The sequence below is a fragment of the Pseudomonas sp. LG1E9 genome (assembly GCF_003290225.1).
GTDB lineage: Bacteria > Pseudomonadota > Gammaproteobacteria > Pseudomonadales > Pseudomonadaceae > Aquipseudomonas > Aquipseudomonas cyclaminis.
This window is the reverse complement of sequence record NZ_CP029983.1, coordinates 4,947,416-4,963,410: the sequence shown is the minus strand read 5'-3', so window position 1 is coordinate 4,963,410 and position 15,995 is coordinate 4,947,416. Positions and strand designations below refer to the sequence as shown.

The following is a 15,995-nucleotide window of genomic DNA, read 5'->3' as shown; positions in this document are numbered from 1 at the left end:
GATGCCTGATCAACCTTGCTCGGGTTTGGCCGCGTTGCTTCGAATCAACGACCGAATGGCGAATCGATTGGGGTGACAGGCCTCGGCCACGCTTCGCGGCAGGGGCAGGGGCTCGTTATCCAGCCAGGCCGCCAAGAGTTCGCCGGACAGCGGCGCGGTGATCAACCCACGGGAGCCGTGGCCGCTGTTGACGTAAAGGCCTTGCAGCCACGGGCAAGGCGTCTGCGGCACATGGCGCGCGTCTTTGCGCAGCGCGTCAAAGGTGTGAGCAAAGGCTGGGTGATCCGCCAACGGGCCGACAATCGGCAAGTAGTCCGGGCTGGTGCAGCGGAATGCGGCGCGACCGTCCAGCGTCTCCGGGGCGAGCGTGTCAGCGTGCAGGCGTTGCGTCAGGTCGGTGGAGATCTCCTGCAGCAAGGCCAGGTTGCTGGCGTGTTCGGCGGGCGTCGGGGCCAGGTCATCGCTCTTGAAGTCGAAGCTGGCTCCGAGGGTATGTTCCCCCAGGCGTGCGGGCGCCACATAACCTTCGGCACACACCACCGTGGCCAGCGCGGCGCTGGCGGCGGTTTGCGGCAACCGGGTGATCTGCCCACGGATGCGCTTGAGCGGCAGCTCGGCGCAGGCGGCAAAGCGCTTGACCTCCGTAGCGCCGGCGAGCACCACCACCGGCGCGCTGGCCAGCAGCGTCTGGCCTTCCCAGGCCTGCCAGTGTCCGTCGACTTTGCGCAGTTCAAGCACCTCATGGTGAGCCAGCACCTGAACCCCAGGTTGCTGCGCCTGCCACTGGCAGAGCGCCGGCGGATGAACCCAGCCACCCTCGGGGAAAAACATCCCGCCCGTGGCCAAGGTAACGCCAGCCTGAATCTGGGCCTGGTCTTTATCCAGCAGATGCAACAGTTCCGGCGCGAACGCCTGGGCCAGCTGCGCCTGGCGCTCGGCCTCCTTGGCATTAAAGGCCAATTGCAGCACGCCGCAGCCGTCCCACTCCACACCGCGTTGTAGGTGTTGCAGCAGGCGCCGGGTGTGGCCGAATCCGCTGACAATCATCTGCGACAAGGCCGTGCCATGGGCCGACAGCTTGAGATAGAGCACGCCCTGCGGATTGCCGGAAGCCTCCTGAGCGAGCCCTGCGTGACGTTCCAGCAGGCTGACCTGCCAACCCCGCGCCGCGAGGCTGGCGGCACTGGCGCAACCGGCCAGCCCGCCGCCGATGACCAAGGCGCGGCGCTCGCCCGTGTGCACGGGCGGGCGGGCAAACCAGGGCTTGAGGGCGGCGGGAGGTGGCACGTCGTCCGGCCAGCCGAGGAACTCGCCGCGCAGCACTTCCCATTTGTGGCCGATGCCGGGGGTGCGTTTCATCTTGAAGCCAGCGGCATTGATCAGACGCCGGACCCAGCCGGTGCTGGTGAACGTGCTGATGGTTGAACCGGGTGCCGCCAGCCGGGCAAGCTCGGCGAACAGCTCGGCGGTCCACATGTCGGGGTTTTTCGCCGGGGCGAAACCGTCGAGAAACCACGCGTCGACCTGGGCATCCAGCTGAGGCAATTGCTCCAGGGCGTCGCCGATCAACAGGGTCAGGGTGACGCGCCCGCTGTCCAGCACCAGGCGCTGGAAACCTTGATGAATCGCGATGTACTGCGCCAGCAGTGGCTCGGCCAGGGCCTTGAGCTCCGGCCATAGGGACAAGGCGCGGGTCAGGTCGGCGGGGCTGAGCGGGTATTTTTCAACGCTGACAAAATGCAGTCGGGCGCTGGCCGGTGCGTGCTCATTGAACAACTGCCACGCGCAGAGGAAATTCAACCCGGTGCCGAAGCCGGTCTCGCCGATCACAAAGCACGCGCCCTCGGGCAGGTCGGCAAAACGCGCCTGCAGACGGTTCTGTTCGAGAAACACGTAGCGGGTTTCTTCCAGGCCCGACTTGTCGGAGAAGTACACATCGTCGAAGACCCGCGAGTGCGGGCGGCCTTGGTCATCCCAGTCGAGCTGGGCGTGGGATACGGGGTTCATGGGCGGCTCGAAGAAGACAAGGCGGCCATTCTAGCTGATCAACCGCCATTGAATTGACCCATGGCAAGCGCATGTGCAATTTCCTCCCGCGTGTTGCGGCCCAATCCGCTAGTCTTGAGCCATCTTGAAACGGAGCTGCCCATGTTCGAATCCGCCGAAATCGGTCACGCCATCGACAAAGACACCTATGAGGCCGAAGTGCCGGCCCTGCGCGAGGCCTTGCTGGAAGTGCAGTACGAGCTGCAACAGCAGAAACGCTTCCCGGTGATCATCCTGATCAACGGCGTGGAAGGCGCGGGCAAGGGCGAGACCGTCAAGTTGCTCAATGAATGGATGGACCCGCGCCTGATCGAAGTGCGCACCTTCGACCAGCAGACCGACGAAGAACTGGCCCGACCACCGGCCTGGCGCTACTGGCGACAGCTGCCGGCCAAGGGGCGCATGGGCATCTTCTTCGGCAACTGGTACAGCCAGATGCTGCAGGGCCGTGTGCACGGGCAGATCAAGGACGCACGGCTCGACCAGGCCATCGCCGGCGCCGAGCGCCTGGAAAAAATGCTCTGCGACGAAGGTGCTCTGATCTTCAAGTTCTGGTTCCACCTGTCCAAGAAACAGATGAAAGCGCGGCTCAAGGCCCTGGCCGACGACCCGCTGCACAGCTGGCGCATCAGCCCGCTGGACTGGCAGCAGTCCGAGACCTACGACAAGTTTGTGCACTTCGGCGAACGCATTCTGCGCCGTACCAGCCGCGACTATGCGCCTTGGCATGTGATCGAAGGTGTGGACGCGCATTACCGCAGCCTGACCGTGGGCAAGATCCTTCTGGATGGCCTGCAAAATGCGCTCAAGCAGGCCAAAGGCAAGGCCAGCGGCATGAACCCCGCACCTCTGATCCCTTCGGTTGACCAGAAGAACCTGCTGGACAGCCTCGACCTGTCCCTGCGCCTGGACAAGGACGACTACGAAGAACAGCTGATCACCGAGCAGGCACGGTTCTCTGGCCTGATGCGCGACAAACGCATGCGCAAGCACGCGTTGATCAGCGTCTTCGAAGGCAATGATGCAGCGGGCAAGGGCGGTGCGATCCGTCGGGTGGCCGCGGCGCTGGACCCGCGCCAGTACCACATCGTGCCGATAGCTGCGCCCACTGAAGACGAACGCGCCCAGCCTTACCTGTGGCGGTTCTGGCAGAAGATCCCGGCGCGCGGCATGTTCACCGTGTTCGACCGCTCCTGGTACGGCCGCGTGCTGGTGGAACGCGTCGAAGGCTTTTGCAGCACGGCAGACTGGATGCGGGCCTATGGCGAGATCAATGACTTCGAAGAGCAACTGCGCGATGCGGGGGTGATCGTGGTCAAGTTCTGGCTCGCCATTGATAAGGACACCCAGCTGGAGCGTTTCCAGGCCCGCGAGGAAATCCCGTTCAAACGCTTCAAAATCACCGAAGACGACTGGCGCAACCGCGACAAATGGGACGACTACCGTGCTGCGGTGGGCGATATGGTGGACCGTACCAGCACCGAAATCTCGGCCTGGACCCTGGTGGAGGCCAATGACAAGCGCTGGGCGCGGGTCAAGGTGCTGCGCACGATCAACCGTGCGTTGGAGGAGGCGTTCGACAAAACCGACAAGCACTATAAGAAGAAAAAGAAATAACGTTTTTGTAGTGAGCAGGCTTGCCCTGCGCCGGGCTGCGAAGCAGCCCCAACACTGCCGATCAGTTTTGCCTGAAAAAACGCGTCGACTGGATTGGGGCCGCTTCGCGCCCCAGCGTAGGGCAAGCCTGCTCACCACAGGGATCAGGTTCACCAGAGGGATCAGGTTCACCACAACGAGCCGGTTCCCCCAATAGCCCCATCGCCTCGCCCGGCCATGGTTTTGTATATGCCGGATGAATGATCATCGCGGCTGTGGGGGCCTGCATCTATTCTCGATCCATACCCCATAACCACAAGATCGAGGTAGCCCATGCGTGAAGTAGTCATCGTCGACAGCGTACGAACCGGCCTGGCCAAGTCCTTTCGCGGCAAGTTCAACCAGACCCGCCCGGATGACATGGCGGCCCATTGCGTCAATGCGCTGCTGACCCGCAACGGCATCGACCCGGCCACGGTGGAGGATTGCATCGTCGGTGCCGGCTCCAACGAGGGCGCACAGGGCTACAACATCGGGCGCAACGTGGCGGTGCTGTCGCAGTTGGGTACTGGTACGGCGGGCATGACCCTCAACCGATTCTGCTCGTCGGGCTTGCAGGCGATTGCCATCGCGGCCAACCAGATTGCGTCGGGGTGCAGCGACATCATTGTCGCCGGTGGCGTGGAGTCCATCAGCCTGACCATGAAAAGCGTCAACACCGACAACCTGATCAACCCGCTGCTGAAAGAGCAGGTGCCGGGCATTTACTTCCCCATGGGCCAGACCGCCGAAATCGTCGCGCGCCGCTACAACGTCAGCCGTGAAGAGCAGGATCAATACGCCCTGCAAAGCCAGCAACGCACGGCCCAAGCCCAGGCTGATGGCCTATTTGACGATGAAATCGTGCCCATGGCGGTCAAGTACAAAGTCGAGGACAAGAACACCGGCGCGGTGCAGATTCTCGACGGCGTGGTTGAGCGCGACGACTGCAACCGCCCCGACACCACCCTGGCCAGCCTGCAGGGTCTCAAGCCAGTGTTTGCCGAGGACGGTTCGGTGACCGCAGGCAACTCGTCGCAACTGTCCGACGGCGCGTCGATGACCCTGGTGATGAGCCTGGAAAAAGCCCTGGAACTGGGCCTCAAGCCCAAGGCGTTTTTCAGAGGTTTTACCGTGGCCGGCTGTGAGCCGGACGAGATGGGTATCGGCCCGGTGTTCTCGGTGCCCAAGCTGCTCAAGGCGCGTGGCTTGCAAGTGGCGGATATTGATCTGTGGGAACTCAACGAAGCGTTCGCTTCCCAGTGCCTGTATGCGCGCAATCGCCTGGAAATCGACAATGCCAAGTACAACGTCAACGGGGGCTCGATCTCCATCGGCCACCCTTTCGGCATGACCGGCTCGCGGCAAGTCGGGCATCTGGTGCGTGAGCTGCAGCGACGCAACCTGCGTTACGGCATCGTCACCATGTGCGTGGGCGGCGGCATGGGGGCGACGGGTTTGTTCGAAGCCGTTCGCTAGTCGTCGAGGGTTCCTGGCGCATCGATACAGAGGGGGAGCGTGCTCCCTCTCTGCGCATCTACTGTTCAGTAATAACAAGGCACCACTTTTTTAACTCGGTAGTTAGTGTTGGCCCGCCACTGCGGTTATTTTTAGTGCCTGTAGTTTGGTTCTTACAGCTAAGTCGCACGATTAAGTTTTGATACTTATCGGCGTGTAGTTCATTTCCTTCAGCTATTTTAATTTTTGTTGGAAAACAGCCATGTTTTCCTGCGCGTCCTAGTGCCTTGCGACTACTAAGTTATAGGACGTATACGACTTATATTTTTAAAGTGCAGGGTGGAGACTTTCCTGGCGTTGAGCGGAGCCTGAATAGCAATACAAAAAGTTGTAAATGTACTTCAGGATCAACCGACTTAATGGCGCGGGCGACACCGCTCGTTTAAATCAGCCCTGCACTTATCGGCTGCCGGGCGCCTTTAATGACATTTGTTAAGTGGGAATCTGTGAATGAAAACCAAAATGAAAGTTGCGCTGTTGGCTGGCGGTCTGTTGGCGGGCTCGGTGTCCGTTGCTCAGGCGGCAGACGGTACGGTCACGTTTTTGGGGTCAGTCCACTCGGGCGCTTGTTCCATCAAGCCGGACTCTGTCGACCAGACCGTGCGCCTGGGTGCGATTGCAAAGCATCAGTTGCAAGCGGGTGGCAAGTCTGAGGCCCGGCGTGTATTGATCGAGCTTGAAGGCTGCGATCTATCCGACCTCACCGATAACACCGTGACCACCACATTCACCGGTGCACCCTCCAGCGTTGTGCCTGGCGCGATCGGTACGGTCGGTGGCGCAGGCGGCGTGGGCATCATGATGACCCACGGCGGCGACCTGGTTCAGTTGGGCGTTCCTACCGCCCCGCAGATCATTTCCACTGGCGACAACACGCTGGAGTTCGGTGCCTACGTGCAAGGCGCCGCGACGGCCCCCATCATTCCTGGCGATTTCAGCGCCATCACCAATTTCACCTTGGCTTATCAGTAAGTTTCTCCCCCGTCACCCAGTGTGGCGGGGGACGCTGACGGGAGTTCCAGGTGAAAACATTCATACGTTTCGCTCTCGCTTCTTCCTTGACGACCCTTATCAACCCCTGCGTTTTCGCCCAGGTGTCTTCGCAGGGCGAAGGGGTCGTGCTGTTAGGGGGAGAGGTTGTTGACTCAGCCTGCGGGCTGGAACTGGGCAATGCCGATCAAACCATCGAGATGCCGCCGGAGCCGGTTGGCCGGCTGTTACGCAACGCGCGTGGGGAGGACCATCCCTTCCAGTTGCGTCTGGTCAATTGCTCATTGACTCGTCCGGACCCGTTGCGCCCAGGGCAAACCCTGCCGGATTGGGAGCATATGCGAGTGACATTTGACGGCCCTACCGACAGGTCCGGGCTCTCCTTTGCTGTCTTTGGTGCCTCGCAGGGCGTTGCCTTGCACATTGTGGACGCTGCTGGCGAAGAAAGTATTCCCGGGCAGCGCATGACGCCGACTCCGTTGAGAGAGGGCGATATGACACTCAACTACAGATTCTTTCTGGTCGGTAATGGATTGCCGCTGGTGGTGGGGGCCCACAGTGCCGCAGTGCGGTTCAAGTTGGAATATTTTTGAATATTGACGGGCAGGCTTTCATGTTGAATACAGCGAAGATTAAAAATACGCTGCGCCCTGGACTGTTTGGCGGGCTCATGTCACTGGCGGGAACTGCATTGGGTGGCGCGGATATCGAGTTCAATACCGACGTCCTCGACCTGATTGATCGCACCAATATCGACTTGTCTCAATTTGCGCGCAGCGGGTTTATTTTGCCCGGCACGTATTCGATGGTAGTGCACATCAACGGCCAGCCTATTGCGGAACAACCGGTGGCGTTCTATCCCCCCGATGAAGATCCCAAGGGCAGTCAGGCCTGTTTATCCCGCACACTTGTGGAACAGTTGGGCCTGAAAGTTTCCGATGCCAGCAAACTTATATGGTGGAAGGACGGGGAGTGCCTGGATATTCAAAGTATGCCTGGCATGGAGGTCACTGGTGATCTGGCCAGTTCCACGCTGAGCATCAACCTGCCACAGGCGTATCTTGAGTACAACGCCACTAATTGGGATCCACCCTCCCGGTGGGATGAGGGGGTCGCGGGGGTGTTGATTGACTACAGCCTGACGGCGCAGTCCAACTACCAGAGGGGCGATGGCAGTCGCAGGAACCTCAGTGGCAATGGCACCGTCGGGGCCAATGCTGGCGCCTGGCGCTTGAGGGCGGATTGGCAGGGGCGTGTCGAAAGTGGTCGGCAAGAGGCGGCAGGGCCTCAAAAGCTGGAGTGGAGCCGCTACTACGCGTATCGCGCAATTCCTTCGCTGAAGGCGCGTCTGCTGGTGGGCGAGAACTACCTGTATTCGGATCTGTTTGACAGCTTTCGTTTTACCGGTGCCGCGCTCAACTCGGATGAGAGCCAGTTGCCGCCCAACCTGCGTGGTTATGCGCCGGAAGTGGTTGGGGTAGCCAAAACCAATGCGAAAGTCATCATCAGCCAGCAGGGGCGTGTGCTTTACGAAACCCTGGTCGCGGCAGGTCCGTTTCGTATTCAAGACTTGCAGGACGCGGTAACGGGCAAGCTGGACGTGCGTGTGGAGGAACAGGACGGCACGGTACACAGCTTCCAGATCGATACGGCAGGTGTCCCCTACCTGACGCGGCCCGGGCAAGTTCGCTACAAATTGGCGGCCGGGCGACCGTCCAATCTTCAGAACGGCTCTGATGGGGACTTTTTCGGTACCGGAGAGTTTTCCTGGGGGATCAGCAACGGCTGGTCGTTGTTTGGCGGCGCAGTGAGCGATAACAACTATCGGGCGTTATCCGTTGGGGCGGGGCGCGACTTGCTGGCGTTCGGGGCCGTCTCGCTGGACGTGACGCAGTCCCATGCGAGCGTGTGGGGCGAGACGCTCTCGGGCAAATCCTATCGCCTTCAATATTCCAAGAACTTTGAAGAGTACGACAGCCAGGTGACCTTCGCCGGTTACCGGTTTTCCGAGAAGAATTTCTTGACCATGAGTGAATACCTGGATGCCCGGTATTACGGGTTGAACGGCGAACTTGGCGGGCGCGGGGATTACCGGGATCCCGATGAGGGGTGGAGGCCTATTGGCGGCAGCAAGGCGCTGTATACGGTAACGGTCAACAAGCAGCTGCGTGAGCTGAGTGCGACGGTCTACGCCAGCTACCACAAACAAACCTACTGGGACCGGCCGGACACTCAGCGTTGGAACCTCTCGCTGTCGCGGTACTTCAATGTGGGCTCGGTTAAAAACATGAGCCTGTCCATGAATCTGTTTCGCACCCAGGAATACAACTACCGCGACAACGGGATGGCAATCACGGTCAGCCTGCCATTGGGGCGTTCCGGCACATTGTCGCTGGATGCCAACAGGACCGCCGGCAAAAACGGCGGTGCAGCGCGCTACAGCGATCGCCTCGATGAGCGCAACAGTTATCAGCTCAGTGCCAGCGACACGTCCGTCAGTGGTTACCTGAACCACATGGGCGACCGGGCCGACATCGATCTAAGCGCCAGTACCCAAGAGGGCGACTCCAGAACCCTCGGTGTGTCTGCGCGGGGTGGCGGCACGCTCACGGCCTATGGCGCTGCGTTGCACCGGACCACGAGTACGGGCGGCACTCGCCTGATGATCGATACCGGCGGTGTGCCCGATGTTCCAGTGCGCGGTTACGGCTCACCGACGCGCAGTAACGCGTTCGGCAAAGCGGTCATCGCCGATATCAGCAGCTATCAGCGTACGGCGGCCAGTGTTGATCTGGAGCGCTTGCCGAGCAATGTCGAAGCGACTCAATCCGTCACGCAACTCACGCTCACAGAGGGGGCGATTGGTTATCGCACGCTGGATGTGATTGCCGGGGAAAAGGCCATGGCCGTTCTGCGTCTTCCAAATGGCAGCTCACCGCCCTTCGGCGCGACAGTGAAGAACCTGAAACAACAGGACACCGGGATTGTGAATGACGGCGGCCATGTCTACCTGAGCGGTATTCGGGCCGGCGAGCAAATGGTCGTCAGTTGGGGCGGTGATGAGCGATGCGTCCTCACGCTCCCGGTCATTTTGCCCGCTGATGGCTTGACCGATGCCCTGCAACTGCACTGCCAGCGCGTAGCCGCTGCCCCATCCTCGCCCGAGCCGGCCGCGATGACCGGCCAGCCCAACGATACGGAGAACACAGCCTCATGATGCTTGACACACGCTTTACCTCCAGCGCCCTGGTGCTGCTGGCACTGGGCTTGAGCCAAAGCGCCAGCGCCGCAATCGGCCTGGATCGTACCCGAGTGATTTTCGATGGTGGCAAAGACGCTACCAGCGTGAACATCACCAACAACAATAAGCAGTTGCCGTATTTGGCCCAGGGCTGGATCGAGGACGAGTCGGGTAACAAAATCACCTCGCCCTTGATCGTGCTCCCACCGGTTCAACGATTGGAGCCCGGCAAACAAAGCCAGGTGAAAGTCCAGGCGTTGCCGGCGGCCAAGTCGTTACCGCAGGATCGAGAGACGGTCTATTACTTCAACTTGAGGGAAATCCCGCCACGCAGCGATAAGTCCAACACGCTGCAGATCGCGTTGCAGACCCGCGTCAAGCTGTTCTACCGACCGCAGGCGATCACGCCAAGCCAGCAGGACTTTTCCAACCCTTGGCAGCAACGATTGACCCTCACCCGAGAGGGCGATCAATACCGGGTCAATAACCCTACGCCTTACTACGTGACCCTGGTGGATGCGCGCAGCAGCAAGGATGGCAAGACCGTGCCGGGCTTCGCGCCCCTTATGGTCCCGCCCAAAGGTGCGATGACGCTGGGGCCGACGGCCACTGCATTGGGCGCCACGCCTCACCTGACCTACGTGAATGATTACGGCGGTCGTCCCCTGCTGGTCTTCACCTGCAGTGGCGGCACCTGCAACGTGAACGTGCAGGCTATATCGCCTGAATAAGTCTTGCCTGCTGCTGGAGAACGTTATGACCTCGCAACGTGTGAAAGTCCTGGGCGGCCTGCTGTGGGTCCTGGCGGTGGGGGCGCATGCCGAGGATGGAGAGGATATCGAAGGCTTGAGTGGGCTGCTCAATGTACTCGGCGCCATGCATGAATCGCCGTGCAGTGTGGAGATGGCATCACTGCATCAGACGGTTGACCTGGACGCTGTGTCGACCAGCCAGTTGCAGCGGCCGGGTGACCAGGCGCCGGCCAAGGCATTCCAGCTGCGTTTTACCGATTGCCAGCGCACCGCAGGCCGGGTGCGCAGCGAACGTACGGGGAACCTGACATGGAGTGCCTACCAACCCGTGCTGTCGGTGGCGTTCAGCGCGCCTGCCGATGCGCAGGATTCACGGCTGGTCAAAGTCCAGGGCGTCACCGGGATGGGCCTGCTTTTGACCGATGCCCTGGGCCGTGATGTGCAGTTGGGTTCAAGGGGCGAGCCGCTGTTCTTGCCCGTTGGCCGAAACACCCAGACCTGGAATGTTCGGCCCACGCGCACCGCTGCGCCGTTGACCAGTGGGGTATTTAGGGCCGTGGTGGAATTCAGGCTCAATTATGAGTAAGGGCAGAGCAATGGCGAAATCAATTGGCCCGCTGGTCATTTTTGTCGGCAGCAGCATGCTGTGGGCTGTCAGCCAGGGTGTGCAGGCCGAGACCAGCCTGACCGTCCGTGCGGTCATCGTTGCGCCACCGCCGTGTGTCATCAACGGTGGCAGTACGTTGGATGTGCCATTTGGCAATGACCTGCTGACGTCACGGGTTGACGGGGTCAACTATCGGCGGGACGTGCCTTACACCGTTACCTGCGGCGCACCGTTCAGCAACGCGATGACGCTGGAACTCAAGGGGGCGGGAGCTGCGTTCGACAGCCGGGTGCTCCTGACCCGCAAGCCGGACCTGGGGGTAAAGCTGTTTGTGAATGGCGCCGACTGGCCGCTCAATACCGCGGTGAATTTTACGCACCCCAACTTTCCGGTGGTGCAGGCGGTGCCTGTCAAACGCGCGGGCAGCACACTGACGGGCGGGGCGTTCGATGCCGCCGCCACCCTTGTGGTCGAATACCAATGAAGAGGAACGATCAATGAGCGATTGGCAGCGGCGAGCGTTGCTCGCCTTGTGTTCCCTTGGCCTCTGCGGTGGTGCGTCAGCCAATTTGACGTTCAGTGGAACGCTCAACGAGCCTCCTCCCTGCACGATTGATGCGGGGAACACGATTGAAGTCGACTTTGGGGATGTCGGGGTACAGCGCGTCGACGGCGAGAAATACCGTAAGGGCGTTGGTTACACCATCAGTTGTGGTAGCGACACACTGCCGTGGGTCTTGAAATTGAGCGTCAACGGCACCTCAACGACGTTTGATGGCGCCGCAGTGCAAACCAGCGTGCCTGAGTTGGGCATTCGGATTTTCCAGGACAACCTGCCGTTTGCGCTCAATAAACCGCTGAACATCACCCTGTCATCACCGCCGACATTGGATGTGGTCCCGGTGAAACGGCCAGGTGCCATTTTGACGCCCGCCAGGTTTTCGGCGGTGGCCACGTTGTTGGCCGAATACCAGTAGGAGTTGAGTCCATGGGACATGAAATGACGCTGAAGTGCTGGTCCTGTGTTGGGCTGATATTTCTGCTCACCTTCGGCCTGATGCCTCAGGGGCGGGCGGCGGACAACCTGAGTTTCAAGGGCAACCTGGTTGAGCAGGCCTGCACCATTCGGCCCGGCGACGAGGCCATTACGCTGGAGCTCTGGAATTTGACCAGCAAGCATCTGTACCTCAACACCCGTTCACAGGGAAAGGGGTTCAGGCTGCACCTGGACGACTGCAATACCACGGTCGGCAACACGGTCACCATCATGTTCGGCGGCAGGGAAAACACGGCACTTCCCGGCTTGCTCGCGCTGGACGGTGGCAGTGGTGCCTCGGGTATCGGGGTGGGTATCGAGACGCTGAGCGACAAGCCGCTGCCCTTGAATGCCGTCAGCGACGAACAGGTGCTGAGCAATGGCAACAACGTGATCGAGCTCAAAGCCTATGTGCAGGGGGAGCCGGACGCCATCCGCGACCAAACCATAGGGCATGGCGCGTACACGGTGACCTCCACGTTTACGTTGGATTACCCGTAGCTGCGAACCGCCATTTATAGGTTGAAAACAGCCTCAGATAAACCTCAACTCTCTGCCAGGCGGCTTAAAACCCGGACGTAAGTCTGCGTTGGGCTGTGCCTGGGGGGAGGGGCAACGAGAGATCAAAATGAAACGACTATATGGAGCCGTTGTGCTTCTCGTCTTGATTGGTGTTACTACGACCGTGAGAGCAGCCGATTGCCGGGTAAATGGTGGACAGTGGGTACACGTAGGGGCTGGTGGTACTCTGAACCTGCAGGTCCCTGTAACTGTCCGATTGGACTCGGATAGTAGCCGTGTCGTGCTGGAAGGAGCCAGGTTGGAATGCCGATTCACTCCCGGTCAACCGTTCCCTTCGTTTGTGGATTTCTGGAGAACCTCAGCGCTAGCCGGTGCTCCTTGGACGCCCGGCCCAAAATTCGCTAGCCAAGGCACTGGCTTACGAATAAACGGAGCGTACTTGAACACCCCTGTCCCGTATGAAATACACCTGGCCTCCATGCCCAACAACGGGGTGGGCGTCCCGATCAATGCAACACCTTATATTTTGATACGCAACAACCCGACTAACCCGATTGATGTGCGCATAGGGGACGTTCTTGGTGTGTTACGACTGCGCCAGACTAATAATTACGCCTCCACGAGTACGGTGCTTGTACTCACGTACACCGCTGCCAACAACTTCAGTATTTCTCCGTCAACCTGCACGATCAATAATAACAACCCTATCGAAATCAACTTCGGCAACGTACACCAGCGAGCAATCGGCACCGACCCGCTGACATCGACCATTGTCAGCAACCGCAGACTCACCTACTCATGCCCGGACGGTGGGATTAACACACCGATCACCATTACCTACAAAGGCATTTCAACGGGGTTTGACTCGCGCCTGCTGAGGATGACCAACCCCGACGTGGGCACTGCCCTTGTCCGTGCGGGTTCTGCGGTTCAAGTGAACGGTTCGTTCCTGACCCGCATCACCAACAGCGTGGGTGGCGACGACGTCACGTTTTCCCTGGTCCGGCGAAACGGCTCCCTGCCGACCCCAGGGGCGATCAGCGGCAGCGGTGTGCTGGTGATGGGGGTGCCATGACGCCTGCGCGAGGGCAGGTTTTGCGGCAGTACCCAAAGGGCACTGCATACCCCTAGAATGCGTGCTCCTACACCTCTGGCTTTTGGGGCACTCATGCACATCTCCTCCGGCCGCTGGGTCTACGGTTTTCTCCTGACCCTGCTGACCGCATTCCTCTGGGGCATTCTGCCGATCAAACTCAAGCAAGTGCTGCAAGTGATGGACCCGGTCACCGTCACCTGGTTTCGCCTCACCGTGGCCGGTGCTTGCCTGTTCGTTTACCTCGCAGCGACCAAGCGTTTACCCAGCCGCAAGGTGCTCGGCCCCAAGGGCGGCTGGCTGGTAGCGATGGCCGTGTGCGGGCTGGTGGGTAACTACGTGCTGTATCTGGTGGGCCTGAAGCTGCTCAGCCCCGGCACCGCCCAGTTGGTGGTGCAGATGGGCCCGATCTTCTTGATGATCGCCAGCGTGTTTGTGTTCAAGGAGCGTTTCAGCCGCGGGCAAGTGCTGGGGTTGTTCGTCTTGATCGCGGGTTTCGGCTTGTTCTTCAACCAGCGCCTGGAAGAATTGCTGACGTCCCTCGGCGCTTACACGGCCGGCGTGCTGACGGTCCTGCTCGCCACCTCGGTCTGGGTGTTCTATGCCCTGGGCCAGAAGCAATTGTTGACGGTGTGGAATTCGCTGCAAGTGATGATGGTGATCTACCTCACCTGCGCCTTGTTGCTCACGCCTTGGGCCCATCCGCTGGAGGCGCTGCAACTGAGTCCTCTGCAAGGCTGGCTGCTGCTGGCGTGCTGCATGAATACGCTGGTGGCCTACGGCGCGTTCGCCGAAGCCCTGGCCCACTGGGAGGCCTCGCGGGTCAGTGCGACGCTGGCGCTCACGCCGCTGGTGACCTTTGTGGCGGTGGCCCTGGCAGCCTGGCTGTGGCCGGATTACGTGCAGGCCGAAGAGATCAACGCCCTGGGCTATGTCGGGGCGCTGGTGGTGGTGCTGGGTTCGGCGGCTGTTGCGCTGGCGCCGTCGCTGCTCGCCGGGCTCAAGGCCCGGCGGCTGCGTTTGGCGTCTTAATGCCCGGCTTCCAGCATGTTTTCCGGGCGTACCCACTGGTCGAACTCTTCGTCAGTGAGGTAGCCCAGTTCCAGCGCCGCTTCCCGTAGCGTCAGGCCTTCGGCGTAGGCTTTCTTGGCGATCTCTGCCGATTTGTCGTAGCCAATATGCGGGTTGAGCGCGGTCACCAGCATCAGCCCACGCTCCAGGTGTTCGGCCATTTGCGCGGCATCGGGCTCAAGGCCCGCGATGCAGTGTTCATGGAAGTTGTTGCAGCCATCGGCCAGCAGGCGGATCGACTCCAACAGGTTGTGAATGATCACCGGCTTGTACACGTTCAACTGCAAATGCCCCTGGCTCGCGGCGATGCCGATGGTCACGTCGTTGCCCAGCACCTGGCAGCCCAGCATCGACAGCGCTTCGCACTGGGTCGGGTTGACCTTGCCGGGCATGATCGAACTGCCCGGCTCATTGGCCGGCAGCTTCACTTCCGCCAGCCCGGCGCGCGGTCCGGAACCCAGCAGGCGCAGGTCGTTGGCGATTTTCATCAGCGCCACCGCCAGGGTTTTCAGCGCGCCGTGAAGGGTTACCAGCGGCTCATGGCCGGAGAGCGCGGCGAATTTATTCGGCGCGGTGACGAACGGCAGCCCGGACAGTGCCGCCAACTCGGCGGCAATCGCCTCGCCGAAACCATGGGGCGAATTGAGCCCGGTGCCGACGGCCGTGCCGCCCTGGGCCAGCTCACACACCTGGGGCAAGGCACTGCGGATGGCGCGTTCGGCGTAGTCGAGCTGGGCGATAAACGCCGAGAGTTCCTGGCCGAACGTGATCGGCGTGGCGTCCATCATATGGGTGCGGCCGGTCTTCACCAGCTTCATATGCCGTGCGGCCTGCTCGGCCAGACCGCCGGAAAGCGTGGCGATCGCCGGTAACAAGCGTTGGTGGACAGCCTGCACCGCCGCAATGCTCATGGCCGTCGGGAAGCAATCGTTGGAACTCTGGGAGCGGTTCACATGATCGTTCGGGTGGACCGGGCTCTTGCCGCCGCGTTGGTTGCCTGCCAGTTCGTTGGCACGACCGGCGATCACTTCATTGGCGTTCATGTTGCTTTGAGTGCCGCTGCCGGTCTGCCACACCACCAGCGGGAACTGGTCGTCATGGGTGCCGGCGAGCACTTCGTCGGCAGCCTGTTCGATCAGGCGGGCGATGTCGGCGGGCAGGTCGCCATTGCGGTCGTTGACCCGTGCGGCGGCCTTCTTGATCAGGGCCAGGGCGTGCAATACCGCCAAGGGCATGCGCTGCTCGCCGATGGCAAAGTTCACCAGCGAGCGTTGGGTCTGGGCGCCCCAGTAAGCATCATCCGGGACGCTCACGTCTCCCAGGCTGTCGGTTTCGATACGGCTCATCGGGCACTCTCCTTGAAGTCAGTTAGCGCAGTTTAGGCCGTGATCGGCCAGGTGGGTTCCCTAAAAGACTTTTCATCGGGCAATCCGCGCCCGACAAGGCTCGGGGTTGAGCCGCGAGGTTTTTTAGGCGCAGAATGG

The 15,995-nt window shown here is 60.8% G+C and carries 14 protein-coding genes; 12 read left to right on the top strand and 2 right to left on the bottom strand.

Annotation, left to right across the window (positions count from 1 at the left end):
- Positions 1–9: 9 nt before the first annotated feature.
- On the bottom strand, positions 10–2,007 hold the full coding sequence (gene mnmC / locus DNK50_RS22695) for a bifunctional tRNA (5-methylaminomethyl-2-thiouridine)(34)-methyltransferase MnmD/FAD-dependent 5-carboxymethylaminomethyl-2-thiouridine(34) oxidoreductase MnmC (protein WP_112196330.1): 1,998 nt from the start codon (positions 2,005–2,007) through the stop codon (positions 10–12).
- Between the two features lie 141 nt (positions 2,008–2,148).
- On the opposite strand from mnmC, the gene pap reads away from it, so the two are divergent.
- The 12 genes from pap (at position 2,149) to DNK50_RS22635 (ending at position 14,472) form a co-directional block, all read left to right on the top strand.
- A complete protein-coding gene (gene pap, locus DNK50_RS22690; RefSeq protein WP_112196329.1) occupies positions 2,149–3,663 on the top strand; it encodes a polyphosphate:AMP phosphotransferase in 1,515 nt (504 codons plus the stop codon).
- A 312-nt stretch (positions 3,664–3,975) separates the two neighbouring features.
- Positions 3,976–5,160, top strand: a complete 1,185-nt coding sequence (locus DNK50_RS22685) for a thiolase family protein (RefSeq protein ID WP_112196328.1) — start codon at positions 3,976–3,978, stop codon at positions 5,158–5,160.
- Between the two features lie 489 nt (positions 5,161–5,649).
- Entirely contained in the window at positions 5,650–6,171 is a 522-nt protein-coding gene (locus DNK50_RS22680; protein ID WP_099586340.1) for a fimbrial protein, read from the top strand.
- A gap of 50 nt (positions 6,172–6,221) precedes the next feature.
- A complete protein-coding gene (locus DNK50_RS22675; RefSeq protein ID WP_099586339.1) occupies positions 6,222–6,782 on the top strand; it encodes a fimbrial protein in 561 nt (186 codons plus the stop codon).
- A 20-nt stretch (positions 6,783–6,802) separates the two neighbouring features.
- Entirely contained in the window at positions 6,803–9,406 is a 2,604-nt protein-coding gene (locus DNK50_RS22670) for an outer membrane usher protein (protein WP_162633415.1), read from the top strand.
- Positions 9,403–10,161: a fimbria/pilus periplasmic chaperone gene (locus DNK50_RS22665; RefSeq protein WP_099586338.1), complete on the top strand. Its 759-nt coding sequence runs from the start codon at positions 9,403–9,405 to the stop codon at positions 10,159–10,161. Before DNK50_RS22670 ends, DNK50_RS22665 begins: the two co-directional genes overlap by 4 nt.
- A 25-nt stretch (positions 10,162–10,186) precedes the next feature.
- Entirely contained in the window at positions 10,187–10,768 is a 582-nt protein-coding gene (locus DNK50_RS22660; protein ID WP_112196327.1) for a fimbrial protein, read from the top strand.
- Between the two features lie 10 nt (positions 10,769–10,778).
- The gene (locus tag DNK50_RS22655; RefSeq protein ID WP_112196326.1) at positions 10,779–11,273 is read left to right on the top strand and encodes a fimbrial protein; all 495 of its coding nucleotides are present in this window, start codon (positions 10,779–10,781) and stop codon (positions 11,271–11,273) included.
- Positions 11,274–11,286: 13 nt separating this feature from the next.
- Positions 11,287–11,766, top strand: a complete 480-nt coding sequence (locus tag DNK50_RS22650; RefSeq protein ID WP_112196325.1) for a fimbrial protein — start codon at positions 11,287–11,289, stop codon at positions 11,764–11,766.
- Between the two features lie 11 nt (positions 11,767–11,777).
- Positions 11,778–12,326, top strand: a complete 549-nt coding sequence (locus tag DNK50_RS22645) for a fimbrial protein (RefSeq protein WP_112196324.1) — start codon at positions 11,778–11,780, stop codon at positions 12,324–12,326.
- A 127-nt stretch (positions 12,327–12,453) separates the two neighbouring features.
- Positions 12,454–13,422: a fimbrial protein gene (locus tag DNK50_RS22640; protein ID WP_112196323.1), complete on the top strand. Its 969-nt coding sequence runs from the start codon at positions 12,454–12,456 to the stop codon at positions 13,420–13,422.
- Between the two features lie 93 nt (positions 13,423–13,515).
- Positions 13,516–14,472, top strand: a complete 957-nt coding sequence (locus DNK50_RS22635) for a DMT family transporter (RefSeq protein ID WP_112196322.1) — start codon at positions 13,516–13,518, stop codon at positions 14,470–14,472.
- Here DNK50_RS22635 and DNK50_RS22630 read toward each other — a convergent pair.
- Positions 14,469–15,857, bottom strand: a complete 1,389-nt coding sequence (locus DNK50_RS22630) for a class II fumarate hydratase (RefSeq protein WP_112196321.1) — start codon at positions 15,855–15,857, stop codon at positions 14,469–14,471. The genes DNK50_RS22635 and DNK50_RS22630 overlap by 4 nt on opposite strands.
- Positions 15,858–15,995 lie beyond the last annotated feature (138 nt).